At 68.1% G+C, this 20204-nt stretch carries 17 protein-coding genes; 15 read left to right on the top strand and 2 right to left on the bottom strand.

The features are described from left to right. Position 1: 1 nt before the first annotated feature. From SMD20_RS28355 to SMD20_RS28290, 14 genes are all read left to right on the top strand, one after another. On the top strand, positions 2–553 hold the full coding sequence (locus tag SMD20_RS28355) for a NuoB/complex I 20 kDa subunit family protein (protein WP_020542658.1): 552 nt from the start codon (positions 2–4) through the stop codon (positions 551–553). After that, positions 550–1245 carry an NADH-quinone oxidoreductase subunit C gene (locus tag SMD20_RS28350; RefSeq protein ID WP_442942511.1) on the top strand — a complete coding sequence of 232 codons (696 nt, stop codon included), beginning with the start codon at positions 550–552 and terminating at the stop codon, positions 1243–1245. Before SMD20_RS28355 ends, SMD20_RS28350 begins: the two co-directional genes overlap by 4 nt. Further along, positions 1242–2570: an NADH-quinone oxidoreductase subunit D gene (locus SMD20_RS28345; protein WP_329586885.1), complete on the top strand. Its 1329-nt coding sequence runs from the start codon at positions 1242–1244 to the stop codon at positions 2568–2570. Before SMD20_RS28350 ends, SMD20_RS28345 begins: the two co-directional genes overlap by 4 nt. Further along, entirely contained in the window at positions 2567–3223 is a 657-nt protein-coding gene (gene nuoE, locus SMD20_RS28340) for an NADH-quinone oxidoreductase subunit NuoE (protein ID WP_329586882.1), read from the top strand. Before SMD20_RS28345 ends, nuoE begins: the two co-directional genes overlap by 4 nt. Continuing rightward, the gene (nuoF, locus tag SMD20_RS28335; RefSeq protein ID WP_329586879.1) at positions 3220–4509 is read left to right on the top strand and encodes an NADH-quinone oxidoreductase subunit NuoF; all 1290 of its coding nucleotides are present in this window, start codon (positions 3220–3222) and stop codon (positions 4507–4509) included. Before nuoE ends, nuoF begins: the two co-directional genes overlap by 4 nt. Next, complete coding sequence (locus tag SMD20_RS28330; RefSeq protein ID WP_329586876.1) at positions 4506–6881, top strand: NADH-quinone oxidoreductase subunit G; 2376 nt, start codon at positions 4506–4508, stop codon at positions 6879–6881. Before nuoF ends, SMD20_RS28330 begins: the two co-directional genes overlap by 4 nt. Continuing rightward, positions 6878–8176 carry an NADH-quinone oxidoreductase subunit NuoH gene (gene nuoH / locus SMD20_RS28325; protein WP_329586873.1) on the top strand — a complete coding sequence of 433 codons (1299 nt, stop codon included), beginning with the start codon at positions 6878–6880 and terminating at the stop codon, positions 8174–8176. The genes SMD20_RS28330 and nuoH overlap by 4 nt, the downstream gene beginning before the upstream one ends. Further along, positions 8163–8678: an NADH-quinone oxidoreductase subunit NuoI gene (gene nuoI, locus SMD20_RS28320; protein WP_091091287.1), complete on the top strand. Its 516-nt coding sequence runs from the start codon at positions 8163–8165 to the stop codon at positions 8676–8678. The genes nuoH and nuoI overlap by 14 nt, the downstream gene beginning before the upstream one ends. After that, positions 8671–9483: an NADH-quinone oxidoreductase subunit J gene (locus SMD20_RS28315; RefSeq protein ID WP_329586870.1), complete on the top strand. Its 813-nt coding sequence runs from the start codon at positions 8671–8673 to the stop codon at positions 9481–9483. Before nuoI ends, SMD20_RS28315 begins: the two co-directional genes overlap by 8 nt. Beyond that, positions 9480–9776 (top strand): NADH-quinone oxidoreductase subunit NuoK, encoded by a 297-nt coding sequence (gene nuoK / locus SMD20_RS28310; protein ID WP_020542667.1) that lies wholly within the window; start codon positions 9480–9482, stop codon positions 9774–9776. Before SMD20_RS28315 ends, nuoK begins: the two co-directional genes overlap by 4 nt. A 73-nt stretch (positions 9777–9849) precedes the next feature. Next, positions 9850–11706, top strand: coding sequence for an NADH-quinone oxidoreductase subunit L (nuoL, locus tag SMD20_RS28305; RefSeq protein WP_329592692.1), 1857 nt, complete (start codon positions 9850–9852; stop codon positions 11704–11706). Then, entirely contained in the window at positions 11706–13265 is a 1560-nt protein-coding gene (locus SMD20_RS28300; RefSeq protein ID WP_329586867.1) for an NADH-quinone oxidoreductase subunit M, read from the top strand. Before nuoL ends, SMD20_RS28300 begins: the two co-directional genes overlap by 1 nt. Then, positions 13262–14854, top strand: coding sequence for an NADH-quinone oxidoreductase subunit NuoN (gene nuoN, locus SMD20_RS28295; RefSeq protein WP_329586864.1), 1593 nt, complete (start codon positions 13262–13264; stop codon positions 14852–14854). The genes SMD20_RS28300 and nuoN overlap by 4 nt, the downstream gene beginning before the upstream one ends. A gap of 11 nt (positions 14855–14865) precedes the next feature. Continuing rightward, positions 14866–15855, top strand: coding sequence for a polyprenyl synthetase family protein (locus SMD20_RS28290; RefSeq protein WP_329586861.1), 990 nt, complete (start codon positions 14866–14868; stop codon positions 15853–15855). On the opposite strand, the gene rarD is transcribed toward SMD20_RS28290, so the two are convergent. After that, the gene (gene rarD / locus SMD20_RS28285; RefSeq protein WP_329586857.1) at positions 15817–16755 is read right to left on the bottom strand and encodes an EamA family transporter RarD; all 939 of its coding nucleotides are present in this window, start codon (positions 16753–16755) and stop codon (positions 15817–15819) included. The two genes, SMD20_RS28290 and rarD, sit on opposite strands and share 39 nt — an antisense overlap. Positions 16756–16912: 157 nt before the next feature. Between rarD and msrA the strand changes: the two genes are divergently transcribed. Further along, the gene (msrA, locus tag SMD20_RS28280) at positions 16913–17575 is read left to right on the top strand and encodes a peptide-methionine (S)-S-oxide reductase MsrA (RefSeq protein WP_329586854.1); all 663 of its coding nucleotides are present in this window, start codon (positions 16913–16915) and stop codon (positions 17573–17575) included. A gap of 634 nt (positions 17576–18209) precedes the next feature. Here msrA and SMD20_RS28275 read toward each other — a convergent pair. Beyond that, entirely contained in the window at positions 18210–19373 is a 1164-nt protein-coding gene (locus tag SMD20_RS28275; RefSeq protein ID WP_329586851.1) for a hypothetical protein, read from the bottom strand. Positions 19374–20204 lie beyond the last annotated feature (831 nt).

The raw sequence follows: 20204 nt of genomic DNA, 5'->3' as shown, positions 1-20204 counted from the left end.
AATGGGACTTGAAGAAAAACTCCCCAGCGGCTTCATCCTCAGCACCGTCGAGGCGGCCGCCGGATGGGCGCGCAAGAACTCCGTGTGGCCGGCCACCTTCGGCCTCGCCTGTTGCGCCATCGAGCTGATGGCCACCGGTGGCCCCCACTACGACCTGGCGCGCTTCGGCATGGAGCGCGCTTCGGCGTCTCCCCGGCAGGCCGACCTCATGATCGTCGCCGGCCGCGTCTCGCAGAAGATGGCGCCGGTGCTGCGGCAGATCTACGACCAGATGGCCGAGCCCAAGTGGGTCATCGCGATGGGCGTGTGCGCCTCCAGCGGCGGCATGTTCAACAACTACGCGATCGTCCAGGGCGTCGACCACGTCGTGCCGGTCGACATCTACCTGCCCGGCTGCCCGCCGCGGCCCGAGATGCTCATCGACGCCATCGTCAAGCTGCACGACAAGATCCAGAACATGAAGTTCGGCGCGCACCGCGCCAAGCAGATCGACGAGCTCGAACTGCAGGCGCTGCGTACGCTGCCGGTGATCGACCAGGGGGCAGCGAAGTGACCTCGCCCGACAACCTCCCCGAGGTCCCCGACGCGCAGGTGCCCGAGGTGCCGGCGGCCCAGGAGCCGCCGGTCGCCCGGCACGGCATGTTCGGCGCCCAGGACTCCGGTGACACCTCCGGCTACGGCGGCCTCGTCGTACGCCGGGCGCCGCAGCTGTCCACGCCCCGCCCGTACGGCGGCTACTTCGACGAGGTCGTCGACGCCCTGGCGCTCGACGACGCGATCGAGCGCGTGGTCGTCGACCGCGGCGAGCTGACCCTGCACGTCAAGCGCGAGCGCCTCGTCGAGGTGTGCAGGAAGATGCGCGACGAGCCGACGCTCCGCTTCGAGCTGTCGCTCGGCGTCTCCGGCGTCCACTACCCGCACCTCGCGGGCGAGGAGCTGCACGCCGTCTACCACCTGTGCTCGATCACCCACAACCGGCGGGTACGGCTGGAGGTCGCCTGCCCGGACGCCGACCCGCACATTCCATCCACGGTCAGCGTTTACCCTGGTCACGACTGGCACGAGCGGGAGACGTACGACTTCTTCGGCATCGTCTTCGACGGCCACCCCGGGCTCACCCGGATCATGATGCCGGACGACTGGGACGGCCACCCGCAGCGCAAGGACTATCCGCTGGGCGGCATCCCGGTGGAATACCGCGGCGCCACCATCCCCGCGCCGGACCGGAGGAGGTACTACTCGTGAGCACGTCTTACGACGAGGCGACCGAGGGCAAGGTCTACTCGGTCAACGGAGCCGACTGGGACCAGGTGGTCACCGGCGTCCGCGACTCCGAGGAAGAGCGGCTGGTCGTCAACATGGGCCCGCAGCACCCGTCCACGCACGGGGTGCTCCGCCTGGTCCTCACGCTCGACGGCGAGACGGTGACCGAGGCGCGCGGCGTCATCGGCTACCTTCACACCGGCATCGAGAAGAACATGGAATACCGGACGTGGACGCAGGGCACCACGTTCGTCACCCGCATGGACTACCTCTCGCCGATCTTCAACGAGACCGCCTACTGCCTGGGCGTCGAGAAGCTGCTCGGCATCACCGACCGCATCCCGCCGCGGGCGCAGGCCATCCGCGTGATGATGATGGAGCTCAACCGCATCGCCTCGCACCTGGTGGCGATGGGTACGTTCGGCATGGAGCTCGGCGCGACCACGCCGTTCCTGTTCGGCTACCGTGACCGCGAGATGGTCATGGACCTCTTCGAGTACATCACCGGCCTGCGCATGAACCACGCCTACGTCCGCCCCGGCGGCGTCAGCGTGGACCTGCCGGCCGGCGCGGTGGACAAGGTCGGCGAGTTCCTGAAGGAGATGCCCAAGCGGATCAAGGACATCCGCAAGCTCCTCGACGAGAACCCCGTCTACGTGCGCCGCACCAAGGACGTGGCCTACCTCGACCTGACCGGCTGCATGGCGCTCGGCGTCACCGGGCCCATCCTGCGGGCCGCCGGCCTCCCGTGGGACCTGCGCAAGTCGCAGCCCTACTGCGGTTACGAGACCTACGAGTTCGAGGTCGCCACCGAGCGCGGCTGCGACGTCTACTCGCGCTATCTCGTCCGCATGAAGGAGATGGAGGAGTCCCTCAAGATCATCGAGCAGGCGCTCGACCGGATCGCCGGCCCCGAGCTCAAGGGCCAGCCCGTGATGATCGAGGACAAGAAGATCGGCTGGCCGGCGCAGCTCGCGCTCGGCCCCGACGGGTTCGGCAACTCGCCCGACCACATCGCCCACATCATGGGCACCTCGATGGAGGCGCTCATCCACCACTTCAAGCTGGTCACCGAGGGCTTCCGGGTGCCGGCCGGGCAGGCGTACGCCAGCATCGAGTCGCCCAAGGGCGAGCTCGGCGCCCACGTGGTGAGCGACGGCGGCACCCGCCCCTACCGCGTGCACTTCCGCGAGCCGTCCTTCTGCAACCTGCAGAGCTTCCCCGCCATGGCGGAGGGCGGCCAGGTCGCCGACGTGATCGCCGCGGTGGCTTCTATCGACCCCGTCATGGGAGGTGTGGACCGGTGACGTACTCGCCGGACATCCGTGAGCGTCTCGAACGAGACGCCAAGGAGATCATCGGCCGCTACCCGAAGGCGCGGTCGGCCCTGCTGCCGCTGCTCCACCTCGTGCAGTCGGAGGACGGCTACGTCTCCGACGACGGCCAGGAGTTCTGCGCCGAGATGCTCGGCATCAGCAAGGCCGAGGTCACGGGCGTCGCGACCTTCTACACCATGTACAAGCGCAAGCCCGCGGGCGACTACCACGTCGGCGTGTGCATCAACGCGCTGTGCGCGGTCATGGGCGGCGACGAGATCTGGGAGCAGCTCTCCGAGCACGTCGGCGTGGGTCACGAGGAGACCACCGGCGACGGCAAGGTCTCCCTGGAGCGGCTGGAGTGCAACGCCGCCTGCGACTTCGCGCCCGTGATGATGGTCAACTGGGAGTTCTTCGACAACCAGACGCCCGAGTCGGCCAAGCAGCTCGTGGACGACCTGCGCGCCGGCAAGGACGTGGCGCCCACGCGCGGCCCGAAGAAGCTGTGCACCTTCAAGGAGGCCTCGCGGGTGCTCGCGGGCCTGCCCGACGACCTGGCGGGCGAGGGCCCGTCGGCCGCCGGCCCCTCCCTTGAGGGCCTGAAGGTGGCCAAGGCCAAAGGATGGAAGGCCCCGGAGGCATGACGACCACGCTGACCCCGGTCCTGACCGCTAACTGGGACCGCCCCGACTCCTACACCCTCGACGCCTACGGTGAATACGCGGCGGCCAAGAAGGCGCTCGGCATGGACCCCGACGCCGTCATCCAGGCCGTCAAGGACTCCGGCCTGCGCGGCCGCGGCGGCGCGGGCTTCCCCACCGGCATGAAGTGGGGCTTCATCCCGCAGGGCGACGGCAAGCCGCACTATCTCGTCGTCAACGCCGACGAGTCGGAGCCGGGCACCTGCAAGGACATCCCGCTCATGATGGCCAACCCGCACGCGCTGGTCGAGGGCATCATCATCACCTCGTACGCGATCCGGGCCAGCCACGCCTTCATCTACGTGCGGGGCGAGGTGCTGCACGTCATCCGGCGGCTGCACGCGGCCGTGCGGGAGGCGTACGAGAAGGGCTATCTCGGCACCGACATCTTCGGCTCCGGCTTCGACCTGGAGCTGGTGGTGCACAGCGGCGCGGGCGCGTACATCTGCGGCGAGGAGACGGCGCTGCTGGACTCGCTGGAGGGCTTCAGAGGTCAACCTCGGCTCAAGCCCCCGTTCCCCGCCGTGGCGGGCCTCTACGCCTCGCCTACCGTGGTCAACAACGTCGAGTCGATCGCGTCTGTTCCCTCGATCATCGCCAACGGCGCCGACTGGTTCGCCGGCATGGGCACCGAGAAGTCCAAGGGCTTCGGCATCTTCTCGCTCAGCGGCCACGTGACCAGGCCCGGCCAGTACGAGGCCCCGCTCGGCATCACGCTGCGCGAGCTGCTCGACATGGCGGGCGGCATCAGGGCCGGGCACCAGATCAAGTTCTGGACGCCCGGCGGCTCCTCCACGCCGATCTTCACCGACGAGCACCTCGACGTCCCGCTCGACTTCGAAGCGGTCGGCGCGAAGGGCTCGATGCTCGGCACCCGGGCCCTGCAGATCTTCGACGAGACGACCTGCGTGGTCCGCACCGTGCTGCGGTGGACGGAGTTCTACGCGCACGAGTCGTGCGGCAAGTGCACGCCGTGCCGCGAGGGCACCTACTGGCTCAAGCAGGTGCTGAAGCGCCTGGAGAAGGGCCAGGGCACCGAGGAGGACCTGACCACGATCACCGACATCGCGGACAACATCCTGGGCCGTTCGTTCTGCGCCCTCGGCGACGGCGCGACCAGCCCGATCCACTCCTCGGTGAAGTACTTCCGCGAGGAGTACCTCAAGCACTTCGAGATCGGCGGCTGCCCGTTCGACCCGAAGAAGTCCACTCTCTGGGGTGAGCAGTGACCGTCGTAGAGACCGAAACGAACCTGGTGACCCTGACCATCGACGGGTTCCAGGTCAGTGTCCCCAAGGGCACTCTGATCATCAGGGCCGCCGAGCTGCTGGGCATCCAGATCCCGAGGTTCTGCGACCACCCGCTCCTCGACCCGGCGGCCAACTGCCGCCAGTGCCTGGTCGACATCCCCGACGCGGGCAACGGCCGCGGCTTCCCCAAGCCGCAGCCGTCGTGCGCGATCGAGGTCGCCGAGGGCATGGTCGTGCAGACCCAGCTCACCTCGCCGGTCGCCGAGAAGGCGCAGCGCGCGGCGATGGAGTTCCTGCTCCTCAACCACCCGCTCGACTGCCCGGTCTGCGACAAGGGCGGCGAGTGCCCCCTGCAGAACCAGGCGATGTCCAACGGCCGCGGCGAGTCCCGCTTCCAGGAGCAGAAGCGGACCTTCCCCAAGCCGCTGCCGCTGTCCACGCAGGTCCTGCTGGACCGCGAGCGCTGCGTCCAGTGCGCGCGCTGTATCCGCTTCTCCGACCAGATCGCCGGCGACCCGCTCATCGAGTTCTTCGAGCGCGGGGCCAAGGAGCAGGTCCGTACGGCCGACGGCAAGCCGTTCAACTCCTACTTCTCGGGCAACACCGTGCAGATCTGCCCGGTGGGCGCGCTCACCGGCGCCGCCTACCGGTTCCGGGCCCGCCCGTTCGACCTGGTGTCCACGCCGAGCGCGTGCGAGCACTGCGCCTCCGGGTGCAACCTGCGCACCGACCACCGGCGCGGCCGCGTCACCCGCCGCCTGGCGGGCAACGACCCGCAGGTCAACGAGGAATGGAACTGCGACAAGGGCCGCTGGGCGTTCAGCTACGCCACGCAGCCCGACCGGCTCAAGACGCCGCTGGTCCGCAACGAGGAGGGCGTGCTCGTGCCCGCCTCGTGGCCGGAGGCGCTGACGGTCGCCGCCGAGGGCCTCGCCAAGGCCCGCGGCAAGGCCGGCGTGCTGGTCGGCGGCCGGGTCACGGTCGAGGACTCCTACGCCTACGCCAAGTTCGCCCGGCTCGCCCTCGCGAGCAACGACGTCGACTTCCGCGCCAGGCCGCACTCCGCCGAGGAGGCGCAGTTCCTGGCCCACGCGGTCGCCGGCAAGGGCATCGAGATCAGCTACGCCGACCTCGAGAACGCCCCGCACGTGCTGCTCGTCGGGTTCGAGCCCGAGGAGGAGTCGCCGATCGTCTTCCTGCGCCTGCGCAAGGCGGCGCTGAAGAAGGGCCTCAAGGTCTCCTCGATCGCCCCGTTCGCCACCCCCGGCCTGGTCAAGATGGGCGGCGTGCTCGTCCAGACCGCGCCGGGCGCCGAGGCCGACGCCATCGGCGAGCTGGTCGGGCGGCTGCCCGAGGGCACGATCGTGCTGGCCGGCGAGCGCCTGGCCACCACGCCGGGCGCGCTGTCGGCGCTGGTCCGGCTGGCCAACGCCACCGGCGCCCGGCTCGCCTGGGTGCCGCGACGGGCCGGTGAGCGCGGCGCGCTCGAGGCCGGCGCGCTGCCCAACCTGCTGCCGATCGGCCGCCCGGTCGAGGACGAGAGCGCCAGGGCCGAGGTCGCCCGGGTGTGGAACGTCGCCTCGCTGCCCGCCACGCCGGGCCGCGACACGGCCGGCATCCTCGCCGCCGCCCGCGACGGCGAGCTGGACGCGCTCGTCGTGGCCGGTGTGGACCCGTACGACCTGGCCGACCCGGCGGCGGCGCTCGACGCGCTGGAGAACACCCCGTTCATCGTCAGCCTGGAGATCCGCGCCAGCGCCGTCACCGACCGCGCCGACGTGGTCCTGCCGGTCGCCGCCGTCCAGGAGAAGAGCGGCACGTTCGTCAACTGGGAGGGCCGCGGCCGCAGCTTCGACGCGCCGCTCAAGGTCCCCGGCCTGCAGAGCGACCTCGCCGTGATCGCCAACCTGGCCGACCGCATGGACGTGCACCTCGGCCTGCCGGACGCCAAGGCGGTCCGGCGCGAGCTGGCCACCCTGGGCTCCTGGCGTGGCAGCCGGGTGCCCGCGCCGCAGCTCGCCACCCGCGCCCAGGCGGCCCCCGCGGCCGGCCAGGCGCTGCTGGCGACCTGGCACCTGCTGCTCGACGAGGGCAGGCTGCAGGACGGCGAGCCTTACCTGGCGGGCACCGCCCGCCCCGCCGAAGCACTGGTCTCCGCGAGCACGGCCGCCGAGCTGGGCGTCGCGGACGGCGACAAGCTCGTGGTGGGCGGCGACGTCACCCTCCCCGTGCGCGTCGCCGACCTGCCGGACCGCGTGGTCTGGGTGCCGGCGAACTCCGGCGGCTGCTCGGTCACCCGTGACCTGCACGCGGTGGCCGGCGACATCGTCACCATCGGGAGCGCCTCATGACCCACGTTCTCGCGGCCGATCCCACCCTCGCCGACTTCGGTAAGGACCCGTTGTGGATCACCATCATCAAGGCCGTGATGCTGTTCGTCTTCCTGATGCTGGGCATCCTGTTCGGCGTCTGGTTCGAGCGCAAGCTGATCGCCAGGATGCAGCACCGCTACGGCCCCAACCGGGCCGGCAAGTTCGGCCTCCTGCAGTCGGTCGCCGACGGACTGAAGATGGGCCTGAAGGAGGACCTGTTCCCGCGCACCGTGGACAAGGTTCTCTACCTCCTGGCCCCGGTCATCATGGTGATCCCGGCGTTCCTGGCCTTCTCGATCGTGCCGTTCGCGCCGATGGTCAACCTGTTCGGCGTCCAGACGCCGCTGCAGCTCGTCGACCTGCCGGTGGCGGTGCTGTTCATGCTGGCCATGGGCGCGGTGTCGGTCTACGGCGTGGTGCTGGCCGGCTGGTCGTCGCGCTCGCCGTACGCGCTGCTCGGCGGTCTGCGCTCGGCGGCCCAGGTGGTCTCGTACGAGATCGCGATGGGCCTGTCGTTCGTGGCGGTGTTCATCTTCGCCGGCACGCTGTCCACCTCGGAGATCGTCAAGGCGCAGGCCGAGACCTGGTACGCGGTGCTGCTGATCCCGTCGTTCCTCATCTACGTGGTGTGCATGTTCGGTGAGGCCGCCCGCATCCCGTTCGACCTGCCCGAGGGCGAGGGCGAGCTGGTCGGCGGCTTCCAGACCGAATACTCCTCGTCGCTGAAGTTCGCGCTCATCATGATGGGCGAGTACCTCCACACCTTCACCGCGTCCGGCATCGCCGTGACGTTGTTCCTCGGCGGCTGGCGGGCCCCGCTGCCGATGGAGTGGGAGTGGGCGCACACGGGCTGGATGCCGGCGCTGTGGTTCTTCATCAAGTTCGTGCTGACCTTCTGCTTCATCGTGTGGGTGCGCGCCTCGCTGCCCCGCGTGCGCTACGACCAGCTCATGTCGCTGGGCTGGAAGGTGCTCATCCCGGTCAACCTGGCCTGGATCCTCCTCGTGGCCGCGGTGCGCAACATCGTGGTCAACGAGGACAACAGGATGATCGGGGTCGCGCTGGGCGTGGTCATCGTGGTCGGCGCGCTGGCCATCTGGATGCGGTTCGACACCGTCAACCAGCGGCGCAAGGAGGCCAGGAAGGCCGAGGTCGACGCCGAGTTCGAGCAACTGTCCAACGAGCCCGCGGCAGGTGGCTTCCCGGTGCCGCCGCTCGATCTGCCGCACTACCACGGGGTGCAGCACAAGGAGATTCCCAGTGGGACTAACTGATTGGCTGAACCCCGTCAAGGGCTTCGGGGTCACCTTCCACACGATGTTCAAGAAGCCCGTCACGACGAACTACCCGGAGGTCAAGAAGCCGACGGCGCCGCGCTTCCACGGGCGTCACCAGCTCAACCGCTGGCCGGACGGGCTGGAGAAGTGCGTCGGGTGCGAGCTGTGCGCCTGGGCGTGTCCCGCCGACGCGATCTACGTCGAGGGCGCGGACAACACCGAGGAGGAGCGCTTCTCGCCCGGCGAGCGCTACGGGCGCACCTACCAGATCAACTATCTGCGGTGCATCCTGTGCGGCCTCTGCATCGAGGCCTGCCCGACCCGCGCGCTCACCATGACCAACGAGTACGAGCTCGCCGACTCCAGCCGCGAGAGCCTCATCTACACCAAGGAGATGTTGCTCGCGCCGCTGACCCAGGGCATGGAGCAGCCGCCGCACCCCATGCGGCTCGGTGAGACCGAAGAGGACTACTACCGGCTGGGGCGGACCAATGGGTGAGACCATCACGTTCTGGGTGCTCGCCGTCGTCTCGGTCGGTGCGGCACTCGGCATGGTCTTCAACCGGAAGGCCGTCTACTCCGCGCTGATGCTCGGCACGGTCATGCTCAGCCTCGCGGTCCTGTACGCGGTGCAGGACGCGCCGTTCCTGGCCGCGGTGCAGATCATCGTCTACACCGGCGCGATCATGATGCTGTTCCTGTTCGTGCTCATGCTCGTCGGCGTCGACTCCTCCGACTCCTTCGTCGAGACGCTCAAGGGGCAGCGTTTCTGGGCGGTCATCGCGGCGCTCGGCTTCGGCACGCTGATCGTCGTGGCCGTCGGCAACGCGATCTTCGCCCCGGCGGCCGGCCTCCAGCAGGCCACCGCCGGCGGGAGCGGCTACATCCGCTCGATCGCGCTCGCGCTGTTCACGAAGTACGTCTTCGCCTTCGAGATCACCTCCGCGCTGCTCATCACCGCGGCGCTGGCCGCGATGGTGCTCACGCACCGCGAGCGGCTGTTCGAGAAGCCGACGCAGAAGGACCTGTCCAGGGCCCGCTTCCAGGGCGACCGCCCGTCCCCGCTGCCGGGGCCGGGCACCTACGCCAGGAACAACGCCATCGACATGCCGGCGCTGCTGCCCGACGGGTCGGTGGCCGAGGCCTCCGTCAACCGCTACATCGCCCGCTACGACGTCGAGCACGACCGCCTTCCCGCCGATCCCAAGCTCGCCGAGGCCATCAAGCACACGGCCGAGCAGGACGAGGCGCCCACGGAGGCCGAGCAGGACGCGACCGAGCACGGCAGTGAGGTGACCAAGTGACCACGCACTACCTCGTCCTGTCCGGCCTGCTGTTCGCCATCGGCGCCATGGGCGTGCTGATCAGGCGCAACGCGATCGTGGTGTTCATGTGCGTCGAGCTCATGCTCAACGCCTGCAACCTCGCCTTCGTCACCTTCTCCAGGCAGGTCGGCAACCTGGAAGGCCAGATCATCGCGTTCTTCGTGATGGTGGTGGCCGCGGCCGAGGTCGTGGTCGGCCTGGCCATCATCGTGACGATCTTCCGAACCCGCAGGTCCGCGTCCGTCGACGACGCCAACCTGCTGAAGTACTAAGAGGTGACTGGTGGAGTCTGAAATCGCTCAGATCACCCAGCACACCGGCGGCGTGATCGGCAACGCCTGGCTGATGATCGCCTTCCCGCTGGTCGGGGCGTTCATCCTGCTGGCGTTCAACAAGCTCACCAACCGCTGGGGCCATCTGCTGGGCGTGGCCATGTCCCTCGCCTCGTTCGTCGTGGCGGTGCTGGCGTTCTTCGAGCTGATCGGGTTCGGTGCGAGCGAGCGGCGCCGGGCGGTCGAGCTGTACGAGTTCATCCCCAACCTCGACCTGAAGATGGGGCTGCTGATCGACCCGCTGTCGATCAGCTTCGCGCTGCTGATCACCGGTGTGGGCTCGCTGATCCACATCTACTCGATCGGCTACATGGCGCACGACGAGCACCGGCGCAGGTTCTTCGCCTACCTCAACCTGTTCGTCTCGGCGATGCTCCTGCTGGTGCTGGCCGACAACTACGTCGGGCTGTTCATCGGCTGGGAGGGCGTCGGCCTGGCGTCCTACCTGCTCATCGGCTTCTGGCAGTTCAAGCCGTCGGCGGCGGTCGCGGCGAAGAAGGCGTTCGTCGTCAACCGCGTCGGCGACTTCGGCCTGCTGGTCGGCATGTTCCTCATCTGGACGACGTTCGGCACGCTCGCCTTCAAGGACCTCTACGGCAAGATCGGCGAGGCCGGCGCCTCCGACGGCGTCATGCTCGCCATCGGCCTGCTGCTGCTCCTCGGCGCGTGCGGCAAGTCCGCCCAGCTCCCGCTGCAGTCCTGGCTCCTCGACGCCATGGAGGGCCCGACCCCGGTCTCGGCCCTCATCCACGCCGCGACCATGGTCACCGCGGGCGTCTACCTGGTGGTCCGCTCCGGCGCGTTCTTCTTCCCCGAGGGCTCGGGGGCGGCGCTGGCCGTCACCATCGTCGGCGCGGCCACGCTGCTCGCCGGTGCCATCATCGGTTGTGCGAAGGACGACATCAAGAAGGGCCTGGCCGGCTCGACCATGTCGCAGATCGGCTACATGATGCTCGGCGCGGGCCTCGGCCCGGCGGGCTACGCCTTCGCCATCGGCCACCTCATCACGCACGGCTTCTTCAAGGCCGACCTCTTCCTCGGCGCCGGCTCGGTCATGCACGGCATGAACGACGAGGTGAACATGCGGAAGTACGGCGGTCTGCGGAAGTTCATGCCGATCACGTTCATCACGTTCTTCATCGGCTACCTCGCGATCATCGGCTTCCCGCTGCTGTCCGGCTACTTCACCAAGGACGGCATCATCGAGACCGCGGTGCACCACTCGCCGGTGCTCGGCTGGCTGGCCGTGCTCGGCGCGGGCATCACCGGCTTCTACATGTCCCGGATGGTCTTCATGACCTTCTTCGGGCAGAAGCGGTGGGCGGACGACGCCCACCCGCACGAGTCCCCGGCCGTCATGACGGTGCCGCTCATGGTGCTGTCGCTCGGCGCGCTGGGCCTCGGCGCGTGGCTGGTGCTGGGCGGGACGCTCTACCAGTTCCTGATCCCGGCGGTCGGCGGCTCGATCGCCGAGACGCCGCACTTCGCGCCGTTCTCCACGCCGGGTCTGGTCACGCTCGCGCTCGTCGCGGTCGGCGCGGTCTTCGCCTGGATGCGCTACGGCCGGGCCGAGGTGCCGGTCGTGCAGCCGCGCGGCTCGTTCCTCACCACGTTCGCGCGCCGTGACCTCTACGGCGACGCGCTCAACGAGTCGCTGTTCATGCGTCCCGGCCAGTGGCTGACCCGCCTCGCGGTGTTCTTCGACAACCGCGGCATCGACGGCCTGGTCAACGGCCTGGCCGCCGGCATCGGCGGCAGCTCGGGCCGCCTCCGGCGGCTCCAGACGGGCTTCGCCAGGACGTACGCGTTGTCCATCTTCATCGGTGCCGCCCTGTTGACCGGCGCCCTGCTCCTCGTTGGGACCATCTGATGTCACCCTGGCTTCCGATACTCATGGCGGTGCCCGTGGTGGGCGCCATCGTGGTGGCCCTGCTCCCCAAGGGCAGCGACAAGCTGGCCAAGCAGGTCACGCTGCTGGTCTCGCTTGCGGTGCTGGTGCTCACGGGCGTCATGGCGGCCGGGTTCGACCCCGACGGCGACCGCTTCCAGTTCACCGCCGCCTACAACTGGATCCCGAGCTTCGGCGTGAAGTTCGGGGTCGGCGTCGACGGCGTGGCCCTCGTGCTCATCGCGCTGTCGGCGGTGCTGGTGCCGATCGTGGTGCTGGCCTCCTGGCACGACGCCGACGGCGTGAAGACCGCCGACGGCACGCTCATCACGCCCAAGCGGTCGGTGAAGACGTACTTCTCGCTGCTGCTGGTGCTGGAGACGATGATGATCGGCGTCTTCGCGGCGACCGACATCTTCCTCTTCTACGTGTTCTTCGAGGCGATGCTCATCCCGATGTACTTCATGATCGGGTCGTACGGCGGCGCCCAGCGGTCCTACGCGGCCGTGAAGTTCCTGCTGTACTCGCTCTTCGGCGGCCTGCTCATGCTGGTCGCGGTGATCGGGCTCTACGTCGTGGCCGGCAAGTCCACGTTCATGTTCCCGGAGCTCGTCGGGGCCATCCAGGACCCGACGACGCAGAAGTGGCTGTTCGGCGGCTTCTTCATCGCCTTCGCCATCAAGGCGCCGCTGTGGCCGGTGCACACCTGGCTGCCCGACGCGGCGGCCCAGGCCCCGGCCGGCGCCGCGGTGCTGCTGGTCGGCGTGCTGGACAAGGTCGGCACGTTCGGCATGCTGCGCTTCTGCCTGGAGCTGTTCCCCGACGCCGCCAAGGCGTTCACGATGCCGATCGTGGTGCTGGCGGTCATCAGCATCATCTACGGCGCGATCGTGGCCATCGGGCAGACCGACATGAAGCGCCTCATCGCGTACACGTCGATCTCGCACTTCGGCTTCATCGTGCTGGGCGTGTTCGCCATGTCGCTGACGGCGTCGTCCGGCGCCGCCCTCTACATGGTCAACCACGGCTTCGCCACCGGCGCGCTGTTCCTGGCGGCGGGCTTCCTCATCGCGCGCCGCGGGTCGCCGTTCATCAGCGACTACGGCGGTGTGCAGCGGGTCGCTCCGGTGCTGGCCGGCTTCTTCCTGGTCGCCGGTCTGGCCGGGCTCTCGCTGCCGGGCCTGTCGTCCTTCGTCAGCGAGTTCATGGTCATGATCGGGACGTACGAGAGCCAGGCCCACGGCTCCGGCGCCCTGACCGCCGCGGCCGTGATCTCGGCGGTCGCCGTCGTCCTCGCCGCCGTCTACATCCTGTGGATGGTGCAGCGGACCATCAACGGTCCGACGGCCGAGCCGGTCAAGGCGTTCAAGGACCTCAACGTCCGCGAGATCCTGGTCCTGGCCCCGCTCGTCGCGCTGATCATCGGGTTCGGCTTCTTCCCGAAGCCGCTGCTCGACGTGATCAACCCGTCCGTGCACCAGACGCTGACCAACGTGCAGGTGCCGGTCTCCACCATCGCTGAGAAGGGGACAGGTCAGTGAACCCCGCCATTGACGCACCCACGATCGAGTACGGCACGCTGGCGCCGCTGCTGATCGTGTTCGGCGCGGCCATCATCGGCGTGCTCGTCGAGGCGTTCGCGCCGCGCTACCTGCGCAAGTCCATCCACGTGCCGCTCACCCTGCTGAGCCTGGCCGGCGCGTTCGCGCTGGTGCTGGTGCAGGTGCTGCGCGGCCAGGTGTCCACCGCCCCCTCCGCCATGGGGGCGCTGGCCGTGGACGGCCCGTCGCTGTTCCTCTGGGGCGTCATCCTCGTCCTGTCGTTCGTGTGCGTGCTGCTCATCAACGACGAGGGACACTTCGTGGCCTCGGCCGCGAGCGTGCCGGGCAGCTCCGACGAGGAGGCGGCCGAGTCCGTCGACAACGGCTCCGGCCACACCGAGGTCTACCCGCTGGTGCTGTTCGCGGTCGGCGGCATGCTGCTGTTCCCGGCCGCGCACGACCTGCTGATGATGTTCGTGGCCCTTGAGGTCATGTCGCTGCCGCTCTACCTGCTGTGCGGCCTGGCCCGCCGGCGCCGCCTGCTGTCGCAGGAGGCGTCGATGAAGTACTTCCTGCTCGGCGCGTTCTCCTCGGCGTTCTTCCTGTACGGCACCGCCATGGTCTACGGGTTCGCGGGCACCGTCTCGCTGCCCGGCATCAACCAGGCGCTGTCGGCCGCGTCCGGGCTGGACCCGCTGCTGATGATCGGTCTCGCCATGCTCGGCGTGGGCCTGCTCTTCAAGATCGGCGCGGCGCCGTTCCAGGCGTGGAAGCCGGACGTCTACCAGGGCGCCCCGACCCCGATCACCGCCCTCATGGCCTCCGGCACGCTGGTCGCGGCCGTGGGCGCGGTGCTGCGGGTGTTCTGGGTCGGCCTCGGCAACCTCGACTGGGAATGGCGTCCGGTCATCTGGGTCGTCGCGGCGCTGACCATGATCGTCGGCTCGGTGCTGGCGATCACGCAGACCGAGATCAAGCGGATGCTGGCGTACTCGTCGATCGCGCACGCGGGCTTCCTGCTCATCGGCGTGATGGCGACCTTCGGCACCGCCGAGCAGAACGCGGTCTCGCTCAAGGCGATCCTGTTCTACCTCGCGGTCTACGGCGTCACCACGGTCGGCGCGTTCGCGGTCGTCACGCTGATCCGCGACCCGGGCGGCGAGGCCGGCCATCTGTCGCGGTGGGCCGGGCTCGGCAAGCGGGCCCCGGTGCTCGCCGGCACGTTCGCCTTCTTCCTGCTGGCGTTCGCGGGCATCCCGCTGACCAGCGGGTTCATGGGCAAGTACGCCGTGTTCACGGCCGCGCTCAACAGCGGCACGCAGCCCGGCGACCCGATCGGCGGCTGGATGGCCGGCCTGGTCGTGGTGGGCGTGATCGCCTCCGCGGTGGCCGCGTTCTTCTACGTCCGCGTGATCGTGCTGATGTTCTTCAGCGAGCCCGCCGCCGACGGCCCGGCGATCGCCGTCCCCAGTATGGGGACCGTGGCCGTCATCGCGGTTTCGCTGCTGGTTACCGTAGGAGTGGGGCTCTACCCGGAGTCCGTGCTCGGTATCGCCAACGACGCTGCTAGCAGCCTGTTCATTAGATAAGGGGAATCTCTATGTCTGCGCCACCCGTGGTTGACCTTCCCATTGAGGACGAGCGGTTGGCGCAGGACGTGGCCAACGGACTGGCCGCGGTCGAGAAGCTCCTGCGCTCGTCGGTGGAGAGCGAGGACGCCTTCGTCACGGAGGCGTCCAAGCACCTCATCGAGGCGGGCGGCAAGCGGTTCCGTACTCTGATGGTGTTGCTGGCCGCCCAGTTCGGCGATCCGTCCGCGCCGGGCGTGGTGCCCGGCGCGGTGGTCATCGAGCTGACCCACCTCGGCTCGCTCTACCACGACGACGTCATGGACGAGGCCCCGGTGCGCCGGGGCTCTCCGTCCGCGAACGCCCGGTGGGACAACACCGTGGCCATCCTGACCGGCGACTACCTTTTCGCCCAGGCCAGCGACCTGCTCGCGGACCTCGGCCCCGAGCTGATCCGCATCCAGGCCCAGACCTTCTCCCGTCTCGTACGCGGCCAGATCCGCGAGACCGTGGGCCCGCGCGACGGCGAGGACCCGATCGCGCACTACCTCAACGTGCTCGCCGACAAGACCGGCTCGCTCATCGCCGCCTCCGGCCGGTTCGGCGCACTGCTCTCCGGAGCTCCCGCGGACGTGGAGGAGCGGCTGAGCCGCGCCTGCGAGGCGATCGGCGTGGCCTGGCAGCTCGGCGACGACCTGCTCGACGTCGCCTCCTCCGGCGCCCAGTCGGGCAAGACGCCGGGCACCGACCTGCGCGAGGGCATCAAGACCCTGCCCGTGCTCTACGCGCTGGCCGCCGGCGACTCCACGCGCCTGACCGCGCTGCTGTCGGGCCCCGTGGCCGAGGAGGACGTCGAGGAGGCTCTGGAGCTGCTGCGCGCCGACCCCGCCATGGCGCGGTCGCGGGCGGAGCTGGAGGCGTGGGTGGACCGGGCACGGGACGACATCTCCGGCCTGCCGGACATCCCGGCCCGGGAGGCGTTCCTAGCTCTGTGCGACTACGTGGTCCGGCGTTCCGGCTGAGGCCGCGCTCCTGCGCACCCGGGCGGCCTGGCGGGCCGTCCTGAGGCTGTCGTACGTGAAGATCGCCAGGGCCAGCCACACGATCGAGAACCCGATCCAACGGCTGGACGGCATGACCTCCTTGGCGATCAGCACCCCGCACGCGAACTGCAGGATCGGCGCGATGTACTGCAGCAGCCCGATCGTGCTGAGCGGCACCCTGATCGCCGCCACGCCGAAGCAGAGCAGCGGCACCGCCGTGACGAGCCCGGCCCCGACCAGCAGCGCCGCGTGCCCCCATCCCTGCCCGGGGAACGTCGCGTCCCCGCTCGCCTGCAGGAAGACCAGGTAGCCGAGCGCGGGCAGCAGCAGCACCATCGTCTCGATCGCCAGGCTCTCGGTGGCCTCGACGTTCGCCTTCTTCTTCACCAGCCCGTAGATGCCGAAGCTGACGGCCAGCACCAGCGCCACCCACGGCAGCCGGCCGTAGTCGAGGGTCAGCACCACCACCGCCAGCGCCCCGAACCCGACCGCCGTCCACTGCAGCGGACGCAGCCGCTCGCGCAGCAGCACCACCCCGAACAGCACGCTGACCAGGGGGTTGATGAAGTAGCCGAGCGCGGTCTCCACGACGTGGCCGCTGTTGACGGCGTAGATGTAGGTGCCCCAGTTGATCGTGACCGTGATCGCGGCCAGCGTGAGCAGGGCGAGCTTGCGCGGCTGCCGGGCCAGCTCCCTGAACCAGGACCAGTGGCGGCGTACGGCGAGCACCGCGAGAACGGACACCAGCGACCACACCATCCGGTGGGCGAGGATCTCCACGGCGCCGGAGGGCTTGAGGAGAGGCCAGTAGAGGGGGAAGAGGCCCCACATGGTGTAGGCGGCGATCCCGTACAGCACACCGCGCCGAGAGTCAGGCATGAACCCCATCTTCGCCCGTTACCACCTTTAACCACAAATTTCATCCTCTAAGCGGAAATGTGTAGATCTCCTAAAGCGTTGCGAGAGGTGAAGCCCACCGGGCCCGCCGCGGCGGCCCAGGTAGGCTGACCCGAGAAGGCGAGCTGGAGGTAGTGCCATGGGCTGGCTGTTCGGCGGCAACAAGACATCGATGGTCCGGCCGGAGGACGCCCTGCCGGGCCGCCCGGAGCGGATGGCCGTGGCGCCGCGCCACGCGGTCCTGGACGCTCCGCTGGCCCCGCCGTACCCCGAGGAGCTGGAGGTGGCCGACTTCGGCCTGGGCTGCTTCTGGGGCGCCGAGCGCAAGTTCTGGCAGACCCCGGGCGTCGTCACCACGGCCGTTGGCTACCAGGGCGGCTACACCCCCAACCCGACGTACGAGGAGGTCTGCTCCGGCCTCACCGGCCACACCGAGGCCGTCCGCGTGGTCTTCGACCCCGCCCGGATCTCGTACGAGGAGCTGCTCAAGGTCTTCTGGGAGGCCCACGACCCCACCCAGGGCATGCGCCAGGGCAACGACGTCGGCACCCAGTACCGCTCCGCCATCTACTACCACTCGCCGGAGCAGCGCAAGGCGGCGGAGGCTTCGCGGGAGGCGTACCAGGGGGTGCTGAGGGCGGCCGGCTACGGCGACATCACCACCGAACTGGCCGAAGCCGGGCCGTTCTACTACGCGGAGGACTATCACCAGCAATACCTGTACAAAGTACCCAATGGGTACTGCGGGATCGGCGGCACCGGGGTCGCTTGCCCGGTGGGTGTCGCGCCTGCCGGCGAGTGAACAAGGCGGTCTTCGATGAGGTCTGTGTGCTCTGGGCGGAGCACATGGGCCTGCCGTTCCCCGACGACCTGCGCGGCGTCGACATCTACGAGCAACCGGTCGCGTACCTGGACTTCTGCATGGCAGGCCCTCTGACCAGCTACGTTGGAAGCCAGAGGGGTGTGTTGGACGCTGATCAACTTCGAGTTGTGAAGGAGTCCGCTCGTGATCTGCGGGCGCTCCTTCCGCGTCTACGACGTCGCGAAGGCCGAACGTACGTCGCTCGGTTGGTCCGAATCGGCGAGCTGATCATCGGTGATGCCCAGGGAAGTTCTGGCCGCCGCAAGTAGTCGCGGCGACAATCTTCTCTACAAGGTCAAGGGCAGCCCGCCTGCGGCGGCCTGCCGCGCTTCGGGCGGTCGCTGGCCGCGCTGCGGCTCTTCGGCCGGTCGCGACCAGCACCGCCCACGCGTCGAGCGGCTACGAAGGCAAGCTGGCGCCGACCGAAATCACTTCACGGTGCGCGGTCATATAGCCTGATGTGTGTTCCATATTGATGGATGTCAGCCCGTGTACTCGGCGAAGCTTCCGCAGGTTGTGCAGTTCATGTCCGAATTGTATAGCTTCCAGTCACGCATATACGTGGCCAGGTCGGTCAATCGCGTTCGATTGCTGTGTTCGTCTGCGTAATACCGAGCCTTGCTCCTGTGTCTGCCTCTCCGATTGCGTTCCGTTCCCGCACTGAAGTGATCAATGCTCGGAACGCATGTGGCAGAGTATTGGGCTTGTGTCGCAATGCTGTCTCGAGGCGAAATAGGAATGCGAGGAGCTCGGGGTCTGAAACAGATAAGGCGTGCTCTCTCAATCTGTCCACATCTCGAAAGACCTTGGCGTCGTCGTCAAAGGGTTCGATAGTGACCAGATTCCTAGCCATGGCCATGATGAGGTCGCCGACGGGTAGTGGCCTTCCCGTTTCCTCGATTTGCTTACCCAATTCGCCCACCCAGCGCAGGTTGCCCCACAGTCGTGCCACCAGCGCTTCTTCGAGCCAGGCTCGTACCTGCTCCCGAACCGCGATCTGGGGACCAGACAACGTACGCGTAGAAATTGTCAACTCAACAATCGCCGTCAGAGCGGTAAGCGCAACACCTAGAGTGACGGACTTGGTCAGGTCGTCCGTGAATACCTGGGTGGTGACGGCGGCTGTGCCGCCGGCGCTGATGGCTCTCGCTGTACTTCTCCAGCGCTGATGTCTACGCCGGATCTCGCTGTCCGGAACATAGCGGTGAATCTCAGCAGCCATCTCCCAGCGGGCGGCGCCCGGGGATTCGCCTTCACGAGCTTCTATAAGCACGCCATGCGCCTCGTTGAGGACCGCTTCAGCGAATAGCGCGCTGCGCCCTTCTTTGTTGACGTGATATTCTGCAAAATCTAGCGCTTTTCGCCCCATGGGACTTTCGGCGGCTTCCTTTACCCATGTCTTCAGTCGGTCGTCGAATGTTAGGCTGAGGCGACCACGATAATCAGGAAAACGGATACCCCACGTTATCTTTTCTCTGGCCCAGCGACCTAGCCGCCGAAGCGCGCTGGAGCGATCTTGATCTATCGGAAATTCTGTGATGTCGAGGGCATCGCAGAATGCGGTGGCTGCTTGCCCCACCTTCTCCGAGAGGATGGTGTCGTTCTCACTGAGGGCGCGGGAGATTGCCTGCCAACGTAAGTACTTTAGCCATTTTCTCCTTTCCGCTACTCTTCTGCCGATTTGATACCAACGCACGCTTTTGCCGACATAGCTGGCAACTGGGGGATGTGCCGACATGACTGATATGCTACAGAACGCCCGGCGAGTCTGTGGTATGGCACACGAGGCACCCTGCTGAGGCTTGCGATTTACGGTCTTCCGTCTCCTCTATGGCCAGGTTCCACTGGCGGGCCCTATAGACGCCGTAGGCATCGGCGTCCGGTAATAGCGATCGTGGGCGGATGTGCCGTCTCTTCGTCGTTCGGAGGCGATGATCAAGAGTCATGGCGATGATGGAGGCTCATGCTGCCGCCCCGCTTCCGGTGCTCGGGCCTGGAGGCCCTGCGCTCCGGGTCGGGTTGCCATCGAATTACCCGCCTACCGCGGGCTGCCGTGACTTCTGGTGCCTGATCTCGGCGTGTAGATTCCCGGCTAGTTCCTCCAAGGTCTCTCCGCAACGTATGTTGGAGAGGCCGCTGATCTTGGGCATGAAGTTGACTCGCATGGCGACCCAGCCGCCGGACATGTCGGTGATCTGCCAGCCAGGGAATCTCCTGAGCACTTGCTGCACGGTCAGGGGCACGGCTGCGCTCCGGCGATCAGTGATGAGAGCGGATGCGACATGCGTAGTTGCGTGTAGCGAAGGGCGACTCGGTGGGCGGCGCGGGCCGGCTGGGTGAAGGGGTGCCCTGCGTAGATCGGTCGGTGTCTGCGTGGGTTCCAATCGGTGCGCCACCAGTACGTGCCGTCCGCGCACCAAACGATCAGGCCGACCCAGACTGACACCATGGGTGTGCCAAGGTCGTGATGGACGTCGGCAGTGATTCCCTCGTCCGCAAGGGCGGCGGCCAGTTGTTGTGCGGCGGCCAAGGGGTGAGGCGGTAGTTCGTTCATGTACTGAGCGTTGCC

The sequence above is a fragment of the Nonomuraea sp. LP-02 genome, assembly GCF_036289125.1.
In the GTDB taxonomy this organism is placed as follows: Bacteria; Actinomycetota; Actinomycetes; order Streptosporangiales; family Streptosporangiaceae; genus Nonomuraea; species Nonomuraea bangladeshensis.
This window is presented reverse-complemented; position numbering and strand designations above follow the sequence as displayed.

What these genes read in the sequence shown, in the direction of transcription:
- SMD20_RS28355 (WP_020542658.1), top strand. Translation starts at nt 2, where the DNA reads ATGGGACTTGAAGAAAAACTCCCCAGCGGCTTCATCCTCAGCACCGTC.
- nuoF (WP_329586879.1), top strand. Translation starts at nt 3,220, where the DNA reads ATGACGACCACGCTGACCCCGGTCCTGACCGCTAACTGGGACCGCCCC.
- nuoH (WP_329586873.1), top strand. Translation starts at nt 6,878, where the DNA reads ATGACCCACGTTCTCGCGGCCGATCCCACCCTCGCCGACTTCGGTAAG.
- SMD20_RS28315 (WP_329586870.1), top strand. Translation starts at nt 8,671, where the DNA reads ATGGGTGAGACCATCACGTTCTGGGTGCTCGCCGTCGTCTCGGTCGGT.
- nuoL (WP_329592692.1), top strand. Translation starts at nt 9,850, where the DNA reads ATGATCGCCTTCCCGCTGGTCGGGGCGTTCATCCTGCTGGCGTTCAAC.
- SMD20_RS28300 (WP_329586867.1), top strand. Translation starts at nt 11,706, where the DNA reads ATGTCACCCTGGCTTCCGATACTCATGGCGGTGCCCGTGGTGGGCGCC.
- SMD20_RS28290 (WP_329586861.1), top strand. Translation starts at nt 14,866, where the DNA reads ATGTCTGCGCCACCCGTGGTTGACCTTCCCATTGAGGACGAGCGGTTG.
- rarD (WP_329586857.1), bottom strand. Translation starts at nt 16,755, where the DNA reads ATGCCTGACTCTCGGCGCGGTGTGCTGTACGGGATCGCCGCCTACACC.
- msrA (WP_329586854.1), top strand. Translation starts at nt 16,913, where the DNA reads ATGGGCTGGCTGTTCGGCGGCAACAAGACATCGATGGTCCGGCCGGAG.
- SMD20_RS28275 (WP_329586851.1), bottom strand. Translation starts at nt 19,373, where the DNA reads ATGTCGGCACATCCCCCAGTTGCCAGCTATGTCGGCAAAAGCGTGCGT.